The sequence below is a fragment of the Falsiroseomonas sp. CW058 genome (assembly GCF_050563535.1).
In the GTDB taxonomy this organism is placed as follows: Bacteria; Pseudomonadota; Alphaproteobacteria; order Acetobacterales; family Acetobacteraceae; genus Falsiroseomonas.
The window spans coordinates 50,309-70,683 of sequence record NZ_JBNXUO010000026.1 but is presented as its reverse complement, the minus strand read 5'-3'; the positions used below and the strand labels follow the sequence as shown (position 1 = coordinate 70,683).

At 75.5% G+C, this 20,375-nt stretch carries 15 protein-coding genes; 1 reads left to right on the top strand and 14 read right to left on the bottom strand.

Translation table 11 applies throughout. The features are described from left to right. Nucleotides 1–268: 268 nt before the first annotated feature. The 10 genes from ACK8OX_RS18890 to xseA form a co-directional block, all read right to left on the bottom strand. Nucleotides 269–832 (bottom strand): TetR/AcrR family transcriptional regulator, encoded by a 564-nt coding sequence (locus ACK8OX_RS18890; RefSeq protein WP_430665785.1) that lies wholly within the window; start codon nucleotides 830–832, stop codon nucleotides 269–271. A 75-nt stretch (nucleotides 833–907) separates the two neighbouring features. Beyond that, entirely contained in the window at nucleotides 908–1,672 is a 765-nt protein-coding gene (locus tag ACK8OX_RS18885; protein ID WP_430665784.1) for a glutathione S-transferase family protein, read from the bottom strand. 175 nt (nucleotides 1,673–1,847) lie between these two features. Next, entirely contained in the window at nucleotides 1,848–2,837 is a 990-nt protein-coding gene (lpxK, locus tag ACK8OX_RS18880) for a tetraacyldisaccharide 4'-kinase (RefSeq protein ID WP_430665783.1), read from the bottom strand. Between the two features lie 18 nt (nucleotides 2,838–2,855). After that, entirely contained in the window at nucleotides 2,856–4,193 is a 1,338-nt protein-coding gene (locus ACK8OX_RS18875) for a 3-deoxy-D-manno-octulosonic acid transferase (RefSeq protein ID WP_430665782.1), read from the bottom strand. Then, nucleotides 4,190–4,894: a lysophospholipid acyltransferase family protein gene (locus tag ACK8OX_RS18870; RefSeq protein WP_430665781.1), complete on the bottom strand. Its 705-nt coding sequence runs from the start codon at nucleotides 4,892–4,894 to the stop codon at nucleotides 4,190–4,192. The genes ACK8OX_RS18875 and ACK8OX_RS18870 overlap by 4 nt, the downstream gene beginning before the upstream one ends. A 142-nt stretch (nucleotides 4,895–5,036) precedes the next feature. Beyond that, a complete protein-coding gene (locus ACK8OX_RS18865) occupies nucleotides 5,037–6,137 on the bottom strand; it encodes a glycosyltransferase family 4 protein (RefSeq protein ID WP_430665780.1) in 1,101 nt (366 codons plus the stop codon). A gap of 5 nt (nucleotides 6,138–6,142) precedes the next feature. After that, entirely contained in the window at nucleotides 6,143–6,946 is an 804-nt protein-coding gene (locus tag ACK8OX_RS18860; RefSeq protein ID WP_430665788.1) for a UDP-2,3-diacylglucosamine diphosphatase, read from the bottom strand. Between the two features lie 123 nt (nucleotides 6,947–7,069). Further along, a complete protein-coding gene (locus ACK8OX_RS18855) occupies nucleotides 7,070–7,825 on the bottom strand; it encodes an SDR family NAD(P)-dependent oxidoreductase (protein WP_430665779.1) in 756 nt (251 codons plus the stop codon). A gap of 53 nt (nucleotides 7,826–7,878) precedes the next feature. After that, nucleotides 7,879–8,682 carry a M23 family metallopeptidase gene (locus ACK8OX_RS18850; protein WP_430665778.1) on the bottom strand — a complete coding sequence of 268 codons (804 nt, stop codon included), beginning with the start codon at nucleotides 8,680–8,682 and terminating at the stop codon, nucleotides 7,879–7,881. Then, complete coding sequence (xseA, locus tag ACK8OX_RS18845) at nucleotides 8,679–10,154, bottom strand: exodeoxyribonuclease VII large subunit (RefSeq protein ID WP_430665777.1); 1,476 nt, start codon at nucleotides 10,152–10,154, stop codon at nucleotides 8,679–8,681. Before xseA ends, ACK8OX_RS18850 begins: the two co-directional genes overlap by 4 nt. A gap of 68 nt (nucleotides 10,155–10,222) precedes the next feature. Here xseA and purD point away from each other — a divergent pair, with 68 nt between their 5' ends. After that, nucleotides 10,223–11,506, top strand: coding sequence for a phosphoribosylamine--glycine ligase (gene purD, locus ACK8OX_RS18840; protein WP_430665787.1), 1,284 nt, complete (start codon nucleotides 10,223–10,225; stop codon nucleotides 11,504–11,506). Between the two features lie 10 nt (nucleotides 11,507–11,516). Here purD and ACK8OX_RS18835 read toward each other — a convergent pair whose 3' ends face one another. From ACK8OX_RS18835 to ACK8OX_RS18820, 4 genes are all read right to left on the bottom strand, one after another. Beyond that, complete coding sequence (locus tag ACK8OX_RS18835) at nucleotides 11,517–14,633, bottom strand: CHAT domain-containing protein (protein ID WP_430665776.1); 3,117 nt, start codon at nucleotides 14,631–14,633, stop codon at nucleotides 11,517–11,519. Continuing rightward, nucleotides 14,633–17,977: a hypothetical protein gene (locus ACK8OX_RS18830; RefSeq protein ID WP_430665775.1), complete on the bottom strand. Its 3,345-nt coding sequence runs from the start codon at nucleotides 17,975–17,977 to the stop codon at nucleotides 14,633–14,635. Before ACK8OX_RS18830 ends, ACK8OX_RS18835 begins: the two co-directional genes overlap by 1 nt. 203 nt (nucleotides 17,978–18,180) lie before the next feature. Beyond that, on the bottom strand, nucleotides 18,181–19,500 hold the full coding sequence (locus ACK8OX_RS18825; RefSeq protein ID WP_430665774.1) for a surface lipoprotein assembly modifier: 1,320 nt from the start codon (nucleotides 19,498–19,500) through the stop codon (nucleotides 18,181–18,183). 157 nt (nucleotides 19,501–19,657) lie between these two features. Continuing rightward, a complete protein-coding gene (locus ACK8OX_RS18820) occupies nucleotides 19,658–20,329 on the bottom strand; it encodes a DUF2939 domain-containing protein (protein WP_430665773.1) in 672 nt (223 codons plus the stop codon). Between the last annotated feature and the right edge of the window lie 46 nt (nucleotides 20,330–20,375).

The window sequence follows — 20,375 nt, the reverse complement described above, 5'->3', positions numbered from 1 at the left end:
CCGCCCCCCCCCCCCGCCCCCCCCCCGCCCGCCCGCCCCCCCCCCCCCCCCCCCCCCCCCCCCCCCCCCCCCCCCCCCCCCCCCGGGGGGGGGGGGGGGGGCGGCCCGGGCCCCCCCCCCCCCCCCCCCCCCCCGCCGACGCCGAACGGCGCGCCCGCCGCCGCGGCCGGCGCGGGTGCGCGCTCCGCCTCGCCCGGGCGCATCCAGGCGAAGGCGCCGAGCCCCGCGAGGGCGAGCAGCGCGGCGCCGAGGGCGAGCCGGCGGCGGGTCACGCCCGCGCCCCCGCCAGCGTCTCCAGCGCGCCGCGCAGCGCCGCCATCTCGGCGGGGTCCAGCGCGTAGAGGCCGAAGATGCGGGCCATGAACAGCCCGTCGGTCGCGCACATCACCGCCTGGCCGAAGCCCGGCGGCAGCCCGTCCGCCGCCAGCGCCGCGCGCATCCGCGCGAAGACGGCGCGCACGGGGTCGAGCAGGGCGGGGTCGTGGTGGAAAGCGGCGAGGAACACCGCCGCGGCGCGGTCATGGTGGCGGCAGGCGTCCTCCTGGCAGGCCCAGGCGAGCATCGCGCGGGCGACGCGGCCGGTGCCTTCCGGCACGGCGGCGACCGTCGCCTCGAACTCGCGCCCGATCGCCTCCGCCAGGCGGTTCAGCATGGCGGCCAGCAGGGCTTCCTTGGAGGCGAAATGATAGAGCAGCCCGCCCTTGGAGACACCGGCATCCCGCGCCGCGGCGCCCAGCGTCAGGGCAGGGACGCCGCGCGCCTGCACGATCGCCTCGGCGGCGTCGAGGATGCGGGTGCGGGCATCGGCGGGCGGGGCGGGACCATCGGCCATGGGCATGAACTATACCGGCCGGACGGTTCGTCAAGGGCGGAATATCCGCTCCCGCCCCATCCCGGGGCCGCCGCATCAGCCCGACGCCGTGATCCAGGCCGGCGGCGCGGGCAGCGGGCGGGAGGCGAGGGGGATGGAGAGGTCGAAGGAACTCCTCTCCCGCCCCGGCGGCACTGCGCCGTTGCCGTGGCCCAGCGCGTAATCCTCGTAGAGCCGGATGAAGTCCCCCGCCGGCATGCCGGTGGCGACCACCAGCGGATGCGCCAGCAGCGCATCGCGCCAGCGGCGCACGCGGGCATGGTCCGGCGTCTCCGGCAGGCGGAAGCCGCGGTAATGCTCGTCCAGGCAGTATCGCTGGAAGAAGGGCGCGACGGAGAGGTCGGCCATGCCGAAGGCGTCCCACAGGAAGGTGCCGTCCGGGGAATGGCGCATCAGGAAGGCGTCGAGCCAGCGCCAGCCCGCCAGCGCGCGCGCCGTCAGCTCCGCATGGCGGGCGGGGTCCTGGTTCATCAGCAGCCCGTACATGGCCGGCACGAAGTCCTGGTTCACCCGGTCGATCAGGATGCGGGACTGCGCGCGGCGGAAGGCGTCCTCGGGCAGCAGGCGTGGCTGCGGGAAGACCTCGTCGAGGTATTCGTTGATGACGCTCGATTCGTTCAGCACGCGCCCCGCATGGCGGATGACCGGCACCTGGCCCAGCGGGTTCATCGCCAGGAACCAGTCGGGCCGGGGGCGGGTGATGTCGATCTCGGTCAGGGTGAAGGGCACGCCCTTCAGCGCCAGCACCATGCGGGTGCGCTGCGCGAAGGGGCAGACGGCGATGGAAAAGACCTCGACCATGGGCATGGCCTCATACCGACCGGCGATGATGGCGATCCGATGGCGCCCGGCGTTCTTGGCGCCGGGCGAGCCGCCGAATGGCGGCCGCGGCGCGTGCCGCGGAGCCAAGGGCCGCGGATGCGGCCCGCCCGGCGCCTGAGGGGCGGGAATGCGTCAGCATTCACGCCGGCCGATATCAGGCGGGGATGGGCACGCGGCCCGCCAGCGGGTCGAGCAGGCTTTCGATCCGGGCCGATTCCTCCCAGGCCAGCCCCACCGTCACCACGGTGACGCGGGAGCGGAACTGCGGCGGGATGCGGACGAAGTCCTTCTTCGTCGTCACCGGCAGGGCGCGCAGCGCCTCGGCCTGCGCCAGCAGGTCCTTCAGGTCCCCCTCGTCATAGGGGTAGTGGTCGGCGAAGGATTCCCGCCCCGCCAGCACCGCGCCGGCTTCCTGGAGCGTGGCGAAGAACTTGCGCGGGCTGGCGATGCCGCAGAAGGCGAAGACCGGCTGGCCCGCCAGCATCGCCGCTTCCGGCCCGGGGACGAGCCGCGCGCGCAGCACGGGAAGCGAGGGGGGAAGCTGGTCCAGCACGCCGCATTCGTCGGCGCCGATCAGCACCGCCGCCTGGCAGCGCGCGGCGGCCGCGGCCACCGGTTCGCGCAGGGGGCCGGCGGGGATGATGCGGCCGTTGCCGAAGCCGAAGCCGCCATCGACCACCAGCAGCGACAGGTCCTTCGCCAGCGTCGGGTTCTGCAGCCCGTCATCCATCACGATGGCCTGCGCGCCGCCCGCCACCGCGGCCCTCGCCCCCGCGCCGCGGTCGGCGGAAATCCAGGTCGGCCGGATCTCGGCCAGCAGCAGCGCCTCGTCGCCGACGGCCGTGCTGTCATGCGTCGCGGGGTCGACGCGCAGCGGGCCGCGGGCTGTGCCGCCATAGCCGCGCAGCAGGAAATGCGAGGCGACGCCGCGGTCGGCCAGGCGCCGGCCGAGATCGGCGGCCACCGTGGTCTTGCCCGCGCCGCCCGCGGTGGCGTTGCCGCAGCAGATCACCGGCACCGGCGCCTGCCAGCCCGGGCGGGCCATGCGCCGCGCGGTCGCGGCGGCGTAGAGGGCCGAGAAGGGGGAGAGCAGCAGGGGCGCAAGACCCCCCGTGCCGCCCACCCAGAAACCGGGTGCTCGCATCGGACCTCGGACAGTCGTTCAGACAGTTGTTGACCCAGACAAGCCCGGCGGACACGGCTGGAATTCCACCGCCCCGCCCGGTCCCGGCAGCAGATCGAGCAGCGCCGCCGCCACCGCGTCCGGCAGGCCGGCATGGGTGTCGGCGACCGCGGCGGCGGCATCGGCCAGGGCGCGCGCGCGGCCGGGGCTGGATAGCACGTCGGCCGCCACGCGCGCCAGCGCGCCGCCATCCGGCACGGGCAGCGCCCCGCCCGCCGCCAGCAGCCGCGCCACCGCCTCCTCGAAATTCTGCGTGAAGGGGCCGAGCAGGATGGGGCAGCGCAGCCGTGCCGGCTCCAGCGGGTTCTGCCCGCCATGCGGCACCAGCGACCCGCCGACCAGCGCGACCGTCGCCAGCCGGTAGAACAGGCCAAGCTCCCCAATCGTGTCCGCGACATAGACCGCCACATCCGGCCCCGGCGCGCCGCCCGCGCGCCGCCGCGCGACGGCCAGCCCCGCCGCCGCGGCCTCCTCCGCGACGGCGGGGCCGCGTTCAGGGTGGCGGGGGACCAGCACGGTCAGCAGGTCCGGCCGGTCCCGCGCCAGGTCCCGGTGCGCGGCGACCGCCAGCGCCTCCTCCCCCGGATGGGTGGAGGCGGCGAGGAAGACCGGGCGGGTGCCGACCGCCTCCCGCAGCCGCGCCAACGCGGCGGGGTCCGCGGCCAGCGGCGGCGCCGCGGCCTTCAGGTCGCCCCAGCAGCGCGCCCCGGCGGCGCCGAGCGCGGCGAGCCTGTCCCGGTCGCCCTCGGACCGCGCCAGCACCAGCCCGAAGGCGGACAGCGCGGCCCGCGCCAGCGCCGGCGCGCGGGCCCAGCGCGCGGCGCTGCGCGGGCTCATCCGCGCATTGACCAGCGCCATCGGGATGCCGCGCGCCCGCGCCGCGGCCAGCAGGTTGGGCCAGAGCTCGCTCTCGACGAAGGCGCCCGCATCGGGGCGCCAGCCATCGAGGAAGCGCGCCGCCCAGCCCGGCACGTCGAGTGGGACGAAGCGGTGCTGCACCGCGGGGGCGAGCGCCGCCGGCAGCCGCCCCGCCAGCATCGCGGCGGAGGTGGCGGTGCCGGTGGTGACCAGGAAGCGCAGCGCCGGGTCGCGCCGCGCCATCGCCTCGACCACCGGCAGGGCGGAGACGGTTTCCCCCACGCTCGCGGCATGCAGCCAGAACAGCCGCCCCGGCGGGCGTTCCGCGCCGAGGCCGCGGCGTTCGCCGAGCCGGCCGGGCACCTCCTTCCCCCGCCGGGCGCGCCAGGCCAGGTGGAAGGGCAGCAGCGGCGCGAGCGCGGCGGCCGCCAGGCGCCAGGCGAAGGGGCCGACCATCATCCGCCGTTCGCCGGCACAATGCCGAGCGCCGCATCCGCCGCATCCGTCGCCGCCGTGATGCCGGCGGCGATGGCCGGCAGCGCCGCATCCGCCCCGTCGCGCGGCACGGCGACGGGTGCGCCGCACACCAGCACGGCGCGGCCGAAGGGCAGGGGCAGCATCATCCTATCCCAGCTCGGCAGGATGCGGTGGCGGGTGGAGGCGGCGCCGAGCGGCACCACCACCGCGCCCGACATGGCCGCCAACTGCGCCACCCCCGCCGCCGCCCGCCGCCGCGGCCCGCGCGGGCCGTCGGGGGTGATCAGCACCGGGTCCCCCTCGCGCAGGGCGCGCAGCATCTCGATCATCGCCGGCGCGCCGCCGCGGCGGGACGACCCGTAGATCATCCGCGCGCCGAAGCGGTGCATCACGTTGCCGATGAAGCGCCCGTCCCGGTGCCGGCTGACCAGGACGCGGGGCGTCAGGGCGCTTGCCCGGGCGGTGCGCGCCGCCGCCAGGTCGCGCAGCGGCGGGACCAGCGGCAGGCGTTCGTGCCAGAAGGCGACGATCAGCGGCCGCCCGGCCTCCAGTTCCCGCACGGCCGCATCCGTCCCCTCGCCCCCGAGGGTCCAGCGCGTGGTGCGGATGACGAAGGCGAGGTAGCCGCCGAGCAGCCGCGCCAGCCCGGCCTGGACCGCCGGATGGCGGATCAGCCTGCGCATCTCGTTCCGGAAAGGCGGGCGGGGGCCATCGGCGCCCCGTTAGCACGCCCCAACCGGCCGGCAAAACGGCACCCCGGCCGGGGGCCCCATGCGGGCCGCCGGATGGCGGCCGCCATCGAGCCGCCGGCAAGGCCGCTTGGCATCAGCCCGCCGCGCCGTCCCGGTCCGCGACGCCCACCAGGCTGTCCCGGAAGCGCCGCGCGCAGGCCGCCCAGGAGAAGCGCGCGGCATGCGCCCGGCAGGCGGCGCGGTCCGCCGACAGCGCCCGCAGGCAGGCGGCGCGCAGGTCCTCCCCCAGCGCACCCACCGGCGCATCGCCCAGGATGTCGCGCGGCCCCGGCACGGGATGCGCCGCCACCGGCGTCCCGCAGGCCAGCGCCTCCAGCACCACCAGCCCGAAGGTGTCGGTGCGGGATGGGAACACCAGCGCATCCGCCGCCGCGTAGCAGCGCGCCAGCGCCGCCCCGCCGCGCCAGCCGGTGAAATGGGCTGCCGGGAAGCGCCGCATCAGCGCCGCGCGCTGCGGCCCGTCGCCCACCACGACCTTGCTGCCCGGCAGGTCGAGCGCGAGGAAGGATTCGATGTTCTTCTCCACCGCCACGCGCCCGACATGGAGGAAGACCGGCCGCGGCAGCGCCTCCCATGCCTCGGCCGGGCCGCGGCCTGCGGCATCGGGGTGGAACAGGTCGAGGTCGACCCCGCGTGACCAGGGCAGCACCCGCCCGAAGCCGCGCTCCGCCAGTTCCCCCGCCAGCGAAGGCGTGGCGCAGAAGGTGCCGGCGCCTGCCGCGTGGAAGCGCCGCAGCAGCGCCCAGGACCAGGCGCGCGGGATGCCGGTGCGGGCGTGCAGGTAGTCCGGGAAGCGGGTGTGGAAGCTGGTGGTGAAGGGCCATCCCCGCCGCCGGCACAACGCCCGCATCGCCCAGCCCAGCGGGCCTTCCGTGGCGATGTGCACCGCCTCCGGACGGAAGGCGTCGGCCAGCCGCGCCAGGCGCCGGCGCGGGGCGAGGGCGAGCCTGATCTCGGCATAGCCGGGCATCGGCAGCGTCGCGAAGCGGTCGGGGCCGATCACCTCCACCACGTCGCCGGCACGACGCAGCTCGTCGGCCACCGCGGCCAGGGTGCGGACCACGCCATTGACCTGCGGCACCCAGGCATCGCTGACGACAAGGATGCGCCAGGGCGCCGCCGGCGCCGTCGGGGCGACCCCGCCCAGGCCCCAGGGCGCGCCGTCCGCGGGCATCGGCGTCAGGCGGCCTGCGGCAGGGCCGGGGCGGCGCCCGGGAACATCGACAGCCGGCTCTCCCGCGCCCAGTCCAGCAGCTCGAACCGGCCATCGGCATGCTCGACCAGCGCGGTGCAGCTCTCCACCCAGTCGCCGTCGTTCATGTAGAGCACGCCCTGCACCTGCCGCATCTCGGCATGGTGGATGTGGCCGCAGACCACGCCATCCAGCCCGCGCCGCCGCGCTTCCTGCGCCAGCGCGACCTCGAACCTGTCGATCGCCTTCACCGCGCCCTTCACCTGGCGCTTCAGCCATTGCGACAGCGACCAGTAGGGGTAGCCGAGCCGCCGGCGCGCCGCGTTGAACCAGCGGTTCAGCACCAGCGCCAGGTCATAGGCCCCGTCGCCGAGATGGGCGAGCAGCGGCGCGTAGCGCACCACGCTGTCGAACTGGTCGCCGTGGATCACCAGGAAGCGCCGGCCGTCGGCGGCGGTGTGCACCGCCTCGTTCTGCAGCCGCACGCCGGCGATCTCCATCCCCAGCCAGTCGCGCAGCATCTCGTCGTGGTTGCCGGGGATGTAGGTCACCTCCGTCCCCGCGCGCGCCTTGGCGAGGAGGAGGCGCACCACCTCGTCATGCGCCGCGTCCCAGAACCAGGACTTCCGCAGTCGCCAGCCATCCACGATGTCGCCCACCAGGAACAGCCGGTCGCAGTCGGTGCGGGTCAGGAAGTCGACCAGGAAGTCGGTGCGGCTGCCGCGGGTGCCGAGGTGCAGGTCCGACAGGAACACCGTCCGGTAGCGCCGCCTCGTCGCGTTCATGTCCATGAGGCGGCGCATCCCGGCTGCTGTTCGCAGCGGCAACGCGGCGATGCCGCGGCCGTTGCGTGGGCGGGCTGTAGCCGCCCCGCGCGCCGCGCGGCGTGAATCCTGGGTGACGGATGCGCGCCGTCAGATCTTCCCGCCGTCCACCACGAAATGCTGCGACGTCACCATCCGGCTGTCGTCGGCCGCCAGCCACAGCGTCATCCGCGCGATGTCCTCCGGCATCACCTTGCGGTGGATGGACTGCGCGGCGAGATGCGCGGCCACGCCCTCCGGCGTCGCCCAGAGCTGTTCCTGCCGGTCGGTGAAGACCCAGCCGGGCACCACCTCGTTGCAGCGGATGCCATCCCCGCCGAGGTCGCGCGCAAGGCCGCGCGTCAGCCCCCGCACCGCGGATTTCGCGGCGGTGTAGGCAGGCATGCCCCCCTGGCCGGACATCCAGCTGACGCTGCCCATGTTGATGATGGAGCCCTGCCCCGCGCGGCGCATCCCCGGCGCGACCGCCTGGGCGCAGAAGAACTGGTGGCGCAGGTTGGTGGCCATCCGTTCGTCCCAGTATTCGGGCTCCACCGTCTCCAGCCCGTGGCGGTCGTCGCGCGCGGCGTTGTTGACGAGGACGAGGAAGTCGCCGCATCGCCGCGCGCCCTCGGCGATGGCGGCGCGGAGTGCGGCGATGTCGCGCAGGTCGCATTGGAAGAACAGCGCGCCGGTGGCCTCCGCCACCTTGCGGCCATTGGCGTCGTCGAAGTCGAGGAAGGCGGTGCGCGATCCCTGGGCGCGGAACTGGCGCACCAGCTCCGCGCCGATGCCGGAAGCGCCGCCGGTGATCAGCACAGGACGGTCGCGCAGGCTGGGATAGGTGGCGAACTGGCCGTCTGGCATGGCGTGGTCCCTGCGGTGTCGGGGGGCGAACGCGGCGCGCGCGGGGCTGTTCCTCAGCCCGGCGGCAGCAGCGGCTGCGGGTCGAGCCAGGTCTGGTACCAGGAGAGCGAGAAGTGCAGGTGCGGCCCGGTGACGCGCCCCGTCGCACCCATCCGCGCCACCACCTGCCCGCGCGCCACCACCTCGCCCTCCGCCACCAGCCGTTCCGACAGATGCGCGTAGAGCGTGTTCACCCCGTGCCCGTGGTCGATCACCAGCAGGTGGCCGAAGAAGAAGAACTCGCCCGACAGGGTGACATGCCCGCCCAGCGCGGCGGAGACCGGCGTGCCGACCGGGCCCGCGATGTCGAAGCCGTAATGCGGCTGGCGCGGCTGGCCGTTCAGCACGCGCTGGCTGCCGAAGACGCCGCTGACCCGCCCGCGCGCCGGCCAGGCCAGGGGGGCGGCGAAGTCGGTGCGCGCGCTGTCCTTCGCCCGCGCGGCGCCCAGCCGCTCGCGCTCCGCCATGATGCGGCGAAGCGCGGTGTCGTCCGGCGTCACCTGCGCGGGGGGCAGGCCGTTGATGTTCTGCACGTCCCAGGCCCGGCGCCGCACCGCCAGCGCGCGCGTCTCCGCGCGGCCGTCGGGATGGGTGACGGCGAGGGTCGCCGTCTCGTCCTCGTCGCGGCCGAAGCCGAAGGCGAACAGCCCCTCGGGGCTGACGCGCACCGCCCGCCCGTCGAGGGCGAGCCGCGTCCCCGGCGCCGCGCGCCCGACCAGCAGCGCGCCCTGCGCCGGCTCGCCCCGCCAGGTGACGGCGGCGGCGGGGCGGGCCAGCAGCAGCGCCGGGGCGGCGAGGAGGTGGCGGCGGGCGATCACAGCAGCGATCCCTGTGCGGTGCGCGCGGGCTTCGGCAGGCGCGGGCGCCTCGGCGCCTCGCCCTCGGCGGTCGCGCCCACCGTGCCGTCGGCGAAGGCGATGGACAGCCGCGCGCCCGGCGCGACATCCGCCGCGCGGGTCAGCGGCTCGCCCTCCGCATCGCGAACCAGGGCGAAGCCCCGCGCCAGCACGGACTGGTAGGACACCGATTCCAGCCGCGCCGAGAGCCCTTCCAGCTGCGTCCGCCGCTGGCGCAGCAGCGCCTCCACCGGGGCGGCGGAGAAGGCCTGCAGCGCGCGGCTGCCGCGCCCGCGCTGGGCGATGCGCGCGAAGGCCGCGGCGCGCCGCGCATCGAGCAGGTCGAGCGCGGCGCGGCGCGCGGCGATGCCGGCGCGCGGATGCGGCAGCACGAGCGGCGCGAGTGCATCGCGCTTGCGGCGCGCCAGCGCCAGCAGCGCGCCGGGCAGCGCCTCCCCCGCCTCGTCCAGCCGCCGGCGCCATTCGCCGACCTGCGCCGGGATGTCGGGCAGCCGGCGCTCGATGCGGAGCAGCGCCGTCTCGGCCGTGCGCAGCAGGCGGGTGGCGGCGCCGCGCAGCCGCGCATCGGTCTGCGACAGCGCTGCCAGCAATTCGGCCCGCGCGGGCACCGCAAGCTCCGCCGCCGCCGTCGGCGTCGGCGCGCGGCGGTCGGAGGCGAAGTCGATCAGCGTCGTGTCCGTCTCGTGCCCGACCGCGCTGATCAGCGGGATCGGGCACAGCGCCGCGGCGCGCACCACCACCTCCTCGTTGAAGGCCATCAGGTCCTCGAGGCTGCCGCCCCCGCGCGCGACGATGACCACATCCGGCCGCGGCACCGGACCGCCGGCGGGAAGCCGGCCGAACCCCTCGATCGCGGCGGCGATCCGTTCCGCCGCGCCCGCGCCCTGCACGGGGACGGGCCACAGGATGATCCGGCGCGGGAAGCGCCGCCCGATGGTGGTGCGGATGTCCTGGATCACCGCGCCGGCCTCGCTGGTCACCACGCCGACGACCAGCGGCAGCACCGGCAGGGGGCGCTTGCGCGCCTCCTCGAACAGGCCCTCGGCCAGCAGCTTCCGCCGCAGCGTCTCGATGCGGGCGAGCAGCGCGCCCTCGCCCGCGAATTCCAGCCGGTCGATGACGAGCTGGTATTTCGACCGGTCGGCATAGGTGGTGATCTTCCCAGTGGCGATTACCTCCACCCCGTTCTCCGGCTGGACGGACAGCCGCGGGACGGAGGTGCGCCAGACCACCGATTCCAGCTTCGCGTTCTCGTCCTTCAGCGACAAGTAGATGTGGCCGGAGGGGTAGCGCTTGCATTCCGTGATCTCGCCGCGCACCCGCACGCGCCCGAAGGCGCCTTCGAGCGTGCGGCGCACCGCGCCGGCGATCTCGGAGACCGCGAATTCCGGGACGTTGGAGGTGCCGGCCGGGCCCGGGGGCGTGCTGTCCATGCCCCGAACCTATGCTAAGCGGCGCCCGCGCGGAACAGCACGCGCGGGTGGTGGCGAAGGGCAGGGCAATGCGCGTTCTCGTGGTGGGCGGCGGCGGGCGGGAACATGCGCTGTGCTGGAAGATCGCGGCCTCCCCCCTGCTGGCGAAGCTGTGGTGCGCGCCGGGCAATCCCGGCATCGCGGAAGTGGCGGACTGCGTGCCGATCGGGGCGGAGGACGTCCCCGCCCTCGTCGCCTTCGCGCGGGAGAGGCAGGTGGACCTCGTCGTCTGCGGGCCGGAGGCGCCGCTGACGCTCGGCCTGGCCGATGCCTGCGCGGCGGCCGGCCTGCGCTGCTTCGGGCCGGGGCGGGAGGCGGCGCGCCTCGAAGGCTCCAAGGCCTTCTGCAAGCAGGTGGCCGATGCGGCCGGCGTGCCCACCGCCGCATGGGCGCGCTTCGACGATGCGGGGGCGGCGCGCGCGCATCTGCGCCGACACGGCGCGCCGGTGGTGGTGAAAGCCGATGGCCTGGCCGCGGGCAAGGGCGTGGTCGTCGCCGCGACGCTGGAGGAGGCGGAGGCGGCGGTGGCCGACATCATGGAATCCCGCATCCACGGCGAGGCGGGCGCGAGCCTGGTGATCGAGGACTGCCTGGTGGGGGAGGAGGTGTCCTTCTTCGCGCTGTGCGACGGCACCACCGCCCTGCCGCTCGGCGCCGCGCAGGACCACAAGCGGGTGGGGGCGGGCGACACCGGCCCGAACACCGGCGGCATGGGCGCCTATTCCCCCCCGCCCGCCTTCACGCCCGCCATGCAGGACCGCGTGATGGCCGAGATCATCCGCCCGACCCTGGCCGAGATGGCGCGCCGCGGCACGCCCTTCCGCGGCGTGCTCTTCGCCGGGCTGATGCTGACCGCGGCGGGGCCGAAGCTCATCGAGTTCAACGTCCGCTTCGGCGACCCGGAATGCCAGGCGCTGATGCTGCGGCTGGAAGGCGACCTGCTGCCCGTGCTGGCCGCCGCCTGCGACGGCACGCTCGGCACCGCCACGCTGCGCTGGGGCGGGGCGCACAGCCTCGTCGTCATCATGGCGGCGGAAGGCTATCCCGGCACGCCGCGGCGGGGGACGGAGATCCGCGGGCTCGACCGCGCCGCGGCGGTCCCCGGCGCGCGGCTGTTCCATGCCGGCACCGCCCGGCGGGAAGACGGCGCGGTGGTCGCGCAGGGCGGGCGCGTGCTGGCGGTGGGCGGCACCGGGCCGACGCTGGGGGCCGCGCGCGACGCCGCCTATGCCGCCGTCGACGCGATCGACTGGCCGGGCGGTTTCTGCCGGCGCGACATCGGCTGGCGCGCCCTGCCGCCCGCCGCGCGCTGAGGCGCCGGCCCTACGCTCCCACCACGACGAAGGGCGCCCAGTCCGAGGGATGCAGGTGGCGGCCATCAGCGGTCAGCATCCGCAGCATCGCCTGCCGCAGCGCCTCCGCCCGCCGCGCGCCGGGGGCGGATTTTTGCGCCGCGATGAAGGCCGTGGTCAGCGCCACCGTCGCCTCGCTCGACACCGTCCAGTGGCTGACCAGCAGCGACCGCGCCCCGGCCTGGAGGAAGGCGCGCGCCAGGCCCGACAGCCCCTCGGCATAGGGGCCGCCATCCGGCGCTGCGGTGTTGCAGGCCGACAGCATCACCAGCTCCGCATCCAGCTCCAGCGTCGCGACGTCGGACGCGGTGAGCAGCCCGTCCATCGGCGCGTCGTCGTCATCGGCGGTCAGCACGATGGCCGGCTCCGCAAGCCCCGGCAGCTCGCCGGCCATCAGCGCATGGGTCGAGAAGGAGATGACGCGGAAGCGCCGGGGCTCCGCCTGCATCACCCCGCGTTCCGTCGCGGCGTCCCGCAGCACCAGCCGGCTGTCACCCTCGCCCAGCAGGCCGGCGATGCGGCGCACTTCGTCGGCCGTGTCCGCCAGCCGGTCCAGCGCCGCGAGCTGGCGGCGCAGCCCCGCGGGCGGCCCGCGGCGCGCCATGCGGGCATCATCGGCGAAGCGGTCGAAGACCGGGTCCGCCACGCCCAGGAAGGCGAGCGGCGCCTGCGAGCCGCGCTCCGCTGCCGCCCGCGCCGCCACCGCCGCGGCGACCGAGGGCGCGACGGTGACCGCCAGCCGCTGCACCAGCCAGCGCCCCTCGCGGTCGGCCAGCAGGTGCGGCGGCAGCTGCTGCAGCGCGCCGTCGGGGACCAGGATGACATGGCGCGGCGCCTCCGGCCCGTCGACCACCGGCGCGAACAGCGCCGCGTGCAGCGCGCGCGCCGCCGCCCCGTCGAAGGGCGCGAGCTGGAGCCCGCGGTCGAGCCGGCCCAGGTCCAGCCCCTCGCGCAGGCGCCGCACCAGCTCCGCCATCTCCGCCTGGCGCATCGGCAGCCGCAGCGCCCGCACCGCCCCGCGGCGCACCAGCCAGAGCAGCAGCCCGTCCTCCGTGACCAGGGGGGCGAGCAGCGCCTCGTCCTCCCCGAGGATCGCCTGCACATCCGCCAGCGCCGCGGGGCGCGGGGCAAGGAAGGCGGCCTGGCCCGGATGCCCGGACGCCAGCGCCTCGTTCGCCGCGCGCAGCCGTGCCGCCGCGGCCTCGCGCGCCGCGCGGAACAGGGTGGCGGCGCGCCCCGCCTCGGCGCCGGACCGCGTGGCGGCGGCGAAGACCAGGCTGTCCGCCTGGCGTAGCGCATCAGCCGCGTCCTGCCGCGCCCGCAGCAGCCGGCCGAGTTCCCCGTCCCCCGCCGCGCGGCGCGCGATGGCGCGGCGCACCGCCTCGCCCGTGCGGGTGGTCAATGCCTCCTGCGTCGCGGCGAAGGCGTCCGCCTCGGCAGCCGCGTCGCCGGGGAGCAGGTCGAGCAGCAGCCGCGCCTGGGCGGCGAACAGGTCCCGCGCGCCGCGGCGCTGCGCCTCGGCGGTGGCGCCGATCGTGTCCACCGCGCCCATCCGCCCGCGCAGCAGCGCCAGCCCCCGCCGCGCATCCTCCAGCGCGCCCTGCCGCTGGCCGGCGCGGGCGCGCAGCTCGGCCCGTGCCGTGACCGCTTCCGCCAGCCGCACCGTGCCCGCGCCGCCGATGCGTTCATAGATGCCGATGGCGCGGTCGAGCGGCGCCGCCGCCTCCTCCAGCCGCCCCGTGCGCGTCAGCAGCCGGCCGAGCCGCACGAGGGAGAAGCCGAGATCGGGGCTGTGCGGCCCGCGCGCCGCCTCGATCATCGCCTGGCCGCGGCGGAACTGCGCCGCCGCCTCGGCGTCGCGCCCCTCGGCTTCCGCGGCGAGGCCGAGCAGGATGGTGGCCAGCCCTTCGGGGCGCCGGTCGGGCGGCGGCGCGGCGGCATAGGCGGCCAGCGCCTCCCGCGCGCGGCGTGCGGCCTCGGCGGGGTTGCCGCCGCGCAGGTCGATCAGGCCGCGTTCCACCTCCGTCGCGTGGCGCTGCTGCGACCGGGGTCCGAGCGCCGCGCGCAGCACCCCCGCCGCCCGCGCCAGCGACGCCGCGGCCGCCACGCGGTCGCCGAGTTCGAGCTGCGCGGTGCCGAGCGTGTGCAGCGCGCGCCCGAATGCCGGGTGGCGTTCGCCGATCGTCGCGCGATAGGCCTCGACGGCAGCCGCCGCCGCCTCGGCCGCTTCTGCGATGGCGCCGCGGTCGTAGCGCGCGCGCGCCAGCGCCGACAGCGCATGGCCGCGCAGCGGGTCGTCGGCGGCCGATTCCGCCGCCACGCGGTCCAGCAGCGCATCCGCCGCCGGCAGGTCGAGCCCGGCGATGCGCGCCTGCGCCTCCGCCAGGTCCGCCGCGCGCAGCAGGCGCGGGTCGGCCCCCGCGGCGAAGCGCGCGCGCGCCGCGGCATCCAGCGCGGCCGCGGCCTCCCCCGATTCGGCCTGCGCGATGGCGAGGTTGGTCAGCGCCGCCACCTGCGGCTCCCCGCCCGCGCCGGGCAGGCGGGCGAGCAGCGCGAGGCTGCGGCGGAAATCGCCGGTGGCGTCGACCAGCCGCAGCAGTTCCAGCCGCAGCGCGCCCCGCGCATTCACCGCCTCGGCCGCCGCGGCAGGGTCGGCGGTGACCAGTGGCGGCAGTGCCTGGCCGAGCAGCGCCTCGGCCTCCGCGATGTCGCCGATGCGTTCGCGCAGGCGGGCGAATTCGCGCCGCAGCCGCGCGGTCAGCACCGGCTCCTGCCGCATCGTCGCGCCATTCGCGATCCGCTCGGCCGGGGCGAGGTGGGTGCGGGCATGGTCGGGCGCGCCCACCGCCACCGCGATGCGCGCCGCTTCGAGCCGGAGCGCGAGCAGGTCCGGCTCCGCCGCGCCGCGCGGCGCGACGAGGAAGCGTTCCAGCCGCACCAGCGCCGCCTCCGGCTCGCCGCGGGCGACCAGGGCGCGGGCGTCCTGCATGGCGGCGGCCGCGCTGTCCCCGCCGCGCTGGGCGGCGGCGGGGGCGGGCAGGAGGGCGGCGGCCGCGAGGGCGAAGACCGCCCGCCGCGCCGCGCGCATCAGGGTCGTGCGCCGACGAAGACGCCGTTCGCGCCGTAGTTCTGCCCGGCGATGCCGAAGATGCCCCCGGTCGCGCGCGGGAGGTTCCCGGACGAGACGCCGCCATTGTTGAAGAAGCCGCCCTGGACGGTCAGCACGCGGCCCGCATCGCCCGCGCCGCTGCCGCTGAAGGTGCCGGCCCCCGCCGCCACGCCGGTGCCGATGCCGAAGCCCGCGCCGTCGAAGCTGGCGGAGAAGTTGCCCTGCCGCGTGCCGAAGTTGAAGGCGTGGCTGAAGTCGCCCGCGACGCTGCGCAGCCCGCGCCCGTCCACGACATTCCCGATCATCCCGCCGGCATAGGTGGCCGAGCCCGTGAGGGATTGCAGCGCCGCCGCATCCACCGGCCGCCCCGCCACCCAGAAGCCGAGATTGGCGTATTCCCGCGGGCTGCCATTGGCCTGCGCCACCAGGTCGCCGAGGAAGAAGCCCCAGGCGAGATGCTCGCTGCTGGGCGGCAGGTTGGTGGCGGAGCCGTCCGGCCGCCGGATGCCGGCCAGCAGGTCCGCATTCACGCTCGCCATCGCCGCCTGGCCGGGGATGACGCCCGCGAAGGTGCCGGGGGTGGCGACGGCGGTGGTGGGCAGGCCGTTGCTGTCGGCGCCGAAGGACAGCGTGCGCGCCGCGCGCCCGGCCGGCGGTTCCGCCGCCGGCGCCTCGGCGAAGACCTCGCCGAGCGCGCGGGGGAACAGCGTGAGGCCGGCGGTGAACTCGTTGGCGTTGCGCGGCTGGACCGCGACGTTGCCGGCCACCGCGTAGAGATCCTGCCGCGCCCCGCCCGCCGCCGTGGGTTCCACGACGCCGGAGGCGAAGCCCTGGAGGTTGCCGACCTGACCGGGCGCGAGGCCGAGATTGGGCGCGCCGACATTGGTGGCGAGGCGGGTGAAGCCGAACTGGCTGGATGGACCGCCGAGCGCAGTGAGATTGCCGGGCTGCCCGCTATCCTGTCCGGGGAGGCCGCGCCGCACATCAGCCTGGCTGACTGCGAAATACCCCATCTGGCCGCTTGCGGCGGAACTGCCGCCAAAGACATGCGCGCCATAGCCCGTCTGATCCGTTCCTAGGGAGCCGAGCGCCGATGAGATGGCGACCGAACCCTGCCGCAGCGTGGCCGACGTGTCCGTGCTGGGCGTCCCTGCGCGCGTCGATCCGACTGCGTTGCCGGACAGAGCGATGCTGCTGACATCTACGGGCAGTACGCCGAAACTGCCTGTGGCCACGGACGCGCTGCTTCTGCCGTCCGCCGCAACCTGCAGGTCCACCCGCATCGCGGGGTTGCGGTCGTTCGCCCCGGCGACCACGATCAGATGCGTGTCGCCTCGCGGCGACGACGGCACGAAGGTGATTTCCGGCCGGAACGCGTTGAACTCGCGGAACGCCGCGATCTGGTCTGGCGCGCCAGGCGTGCGGAACTGGTTCTCGATCCGCCGACCCTCGACGAAGCCGGCGAAGGTGTTCAGCCCGTCCGACACGGCGAAGCGGGAGACGGTTCCTGCTCCGAGCGCAGCGTTGTTCGGGCCGGGCAGCCCGCGATTGCCAGGCAAGGGAACCGGTGTCCCGCCAATGACGAAATATCGCTCGCCCGCCTGGATGCCGCGGGTGTCGCGCAGCACATCGTTGCTGACGGTGAACTTGTCGATGATGAAGACGCCGGGTGCGACATTGGCGACGCGGGTCGCGGGGTCGATTACCGTTGCGCCGGAGATGGGGATACGGAACGGATCACGTACGTTGATCCCGACGTCGGACGTCTCGTACTCCACGCGCGAGAGCGGTGGCCCCTGATACATGGCCAGCCCGTTCCCGCCTGAAAGGCGGAAGACATCGCCGGTGGCGGATGGTGGATTCGTGATGGCGATACGCCCGTTCGACGGCTGCCCCGGACCAGGGATCGCCGCGGACTGCAGGCCAACCTCGAAGACGCTGCCGCCCGAATAGGCAGAGGTCGGGTTGTTGAACGCGGCGTCGAAAAACGTGAATCCCGGCCGCAAAGCAGGATTGCGTGCTCGTTCCGCAAGCGGGAACTCGAATGCTTCGCTCTGGTTCGTGGTGACCTGCGTGCCGTCACGGTTTCGATAGTATTCGAAGACCGGCGTGCCGCCGCCCGACAGCTGCCGGCCGGCAAAGAACGTCGGGGAAGGAGACCGTGCTGCTACGGGCAGGTTGCTGTCCGTGACATAGAAACGCGGCGTGAAGGCGAGATCGGAACCGGCACCGTTCTGGCCGGACGCCACACGCGGCTGCCACACGACCAGATTCACCACGCCCACATTCGTCACCGCGTCGTAGAATGTCTGCCCTGCTGCGAGGCTGGATGCCACGGATCCCTGTGCGAAGTTCTGGAACAGACCGCCGGCCGTGCGGCGATCTGAGCCCCCCGGAAGTTGCACGAGACCGCTGTCATCCCGATTGGCGTTCGCCCCGGACGCCTCCGGCGCGAAGCGGCGCACGCGGCCGGTAATCGGCTGGTTGGCGGCTGTTGCGAAGGGCTGAAGCTGCTCGATCCCGATCGGTACCCGCGTTGCGCCGGATGCGGACTCGATGCTGGCGCCGCTCTGGTCGCCCCGCGACACGAAAAGCCCGGCCTCTCCCGCATCGACATTGGTTGCGGCGGAATTCGCGCCCGGAGCAGCGAAAGCCGAACCGAGCGCACCGCCCCCGAAGAGAGATGCGCTGGCCAGCCCGAACCCGGCGGCACCACGCCGCCCGCCGCCCCCCGCACCACCCCCCTGCTGCCCGCCCTGCACGCCCGGCAGCGCCACCGTCTCGCTGCGGTTGCGGCGCGCGGTCTCCTGCGTCGGGTCGAAGGCCGGCGCCTCGGCCACCTCGGTCGCGCGGTCCTCCCGCCCCCGGCCGCGCGTGGCCGTCACCGGCGCGAAGGGGGCGACGCTCTCGGCGATCTGCTCGCGGCTCTGGCGGCGCGGGCCGCCATCGTCGAAGGCGACCGAGAAGCCAGGGCGGCGGATCACGTCCTCACGCCCATCGGCGCGGCGCACCGTCACGCTGCGGCCCGCGGTCAGGGATGCGAAGCCGGGCGGGCCGGCATTGACCACGGCCGATGCGCTGCCGACCCGCACCTCCGCCCCCGGCGTCACGATGACGATGTCGAGCCCGCCGGAGGCCGAGACGCGCAGTTGCCCCCGGCCGGAGACGGCGCGCACCACCAGCCGGCCCGTGCCCGGGTCGCGTTCGATCCCGCGGAGCGTGAAGTCGGCGCCGGGTTCCAGCACCACCGAACTGCCGTCGGAGAACGCGATCTCGGTCCAGCTGCCGGCCGGGCTTTCCACCCGCAGCCCGGGGGCCAGCACGGTCGGGCCCGGGGCGGCGGCCCGGCCATCCACCGCGCGGCCGCGCAGGATCACCGCCGTCAGACCTTCCTGCGCGCCCGCCGGCAGCGGCGGAAGGGTCAGGGCCGCAACCCCCGCCAGCAGCGCGATCCGCCGCCAGCCCTGCCTCGTCATGCCCATCGCCAGCCCTCCTTGCACATGCGGTCGCGGCATCGGTCGCGGGTTCACAGGCTCAGGCGCAGGCCCAGCATCACCGCGTGGTTGTCGAAGCGGTAGATCCGGTAGTTGCTGCGCTGGTCGAACCAGTCGTATTCCAGCGTCACCGCGACGCGCGCGGTGACCGGCAGGATCAGCGCCGCGCCCGCTTCCCAGCGCGTGTCCTGCCGCTTCTCGAAGGGGTTCAGCACGGGGTCGGGCGCGTCGTAGCGCATCTCCCGAACGCCCGCGCGGGCGGTGGCGCCGAACTGGTAGGCGCCGAGGCGCAAGGTGCTCTGCACCGCCACAAGCCCGCCGAAGCCCGACCGCGCATAGAAGTCCTGCCGCGCATCGCCCTCGATGTAGGAGACGGAGGCGGACAGGCGCGTCGCCTCGCTCAGCGCGTAGCTCGCGCCGAGGCTCAGCACCGCCTCGGCGCCGGTGTAGTCGCGCGCGCGGGGGCGGAAGTCGCTGTTCGCGTAGTTGCCGAAGCGGCCGAGCGCCGTGGCCTCGACCGTCCAGCGCGGCGGCAGGCGCAGCTCCGCCGTCAGCCCCGCGCCGTAGAGCCAGCCATAGGTGCGGTCGGCATAGCCGATCCAGGTCGCGGTGGCGAAGGGGCGCAGCGCCAGCGTCCCCGCCTCCCCGATCTCGGCGACGCCGATGCGCGGACCGGTGTCCACCGACACGATGCCGAGGTCGTATTGCCGGGGGATGCGCGCGAAACGCTGGTCGTAGAGCGAGGCGTTGGTCTCCCACGCGCCTTCGCGCTGCAGCTCCAGGTCGTAGCGGTGGGCGATGCGGGCGCCGAGCACCGAGCTCCAGTCCGATTCGCCGCTCGCCTGCAGCTGCGCCGGCAGGAAGGCGCCGAGGGCGGGGACGAAGATCGGCACCGTGCCGGCCGGCGTCACGCCGTTGGCGTTGCTGTCCCAGCGCAGCCCGGCGGAGAGGTTGACCTCCAGCAGCGACCGCGCGGCGCCGCGTTCCGCCTGCGCCAGGATCTGCCGCGCCCGCGCCGCGACCTCGGGCGGGATGGAGGGGGAGGCGAGCGCCTGCTGGGCATAGAGCGCGGCGAGGTCCGAGGAGCCCGTGGCCAGGTGGATGGAGGCGATCTCGAGCCGGATGTTGTCGAGCCCGGGATCGATCCGCAGCACGCGTTCCAGGGCTGCGATGGCGGCGCGGCTGTCGCCCTGCGCGGCGGCGTTGCGGGCGTAGCGCAGCGCGAGGTCGGGGTTGCCGGGATCGGCCATCACCTCGGCGAAAGACGGCGCGGCGGCGGGCTGCGACAGCGCCGGCACCGGCGCGAGGAGAAGAAGGGCGGCGGCCGCAAGGCCCCGCGGCAGGTCGCGCATGGACACCGAACGAAGCCCCCCGTGCTGCCACCCCGACCGGCCCTGCGCGACGCGAAGGCCCGTGGCGGCAACTCCACCCCATTCTGATGGGAGGCCGGAAGAATATTATCTGCGGTTCATCATCACTTGCTGTTGACGTGCCTCCAGGTTCCCGCGGTCAGCGCATCGACAGCCGCATCGCCCACCCCGCCGCGACGGCCGGCGCGCCGGAGTCGAGGCGGATGCCGGTGACCTGCCAGCGCGGCGCGATCCCGCCCTCCGTCATCTCGAACCGCAGGGTGAAGGGCGATGCGGCGGCACCGAGCGGCATGTCGAAGCTGGTCAGGCTGCGCGGCTGCGCGCGCAGCAGCGTGGCGCTGCCCGGCACGACCCCGCGTGCGCGCGCCACCTCGGCGAGCGCGGCGGGATGGGACCAGGCTTCCGCCATCTCGCCGGCCATGGCGCCGAGGAAGGCCGCGGCGTCGCCGCCGCCGGGCAGCGCGACGCTGCGGCGCAGATCCTCGCGCAGGGCCGCCTGCACCGCCGCCAGGTCGAGGTGGCGGCCGATGGCGGCAGTGTCCCGCGTCTCGACCGCGCGCGCGGCCTGCAGGGCGGCGATGCCGGGGGAAGCCACCCAGGCCAGGCCGAACACCATCGCGAGGCCGGCAAGCAGCCGGCGCGGGGCGGCCGCACGGGACCTGCGGCGTGCGGCTTCGGGGGCGACGCGCGGCGGCAGCGGCGCGGGCGGGGGCGGAGCGGCCCGGCGAGGTGCCGGGTTGCGGGCGTCATAGGCGGCCCAGGCCTGATCCCACTCCGCATCCAATGTCATGGCCCGGCCCCGCGTGCTCATGCGCAGCTCCACCCGTGAAGGTTGTGTTGCCGGGCACAGATCGCCG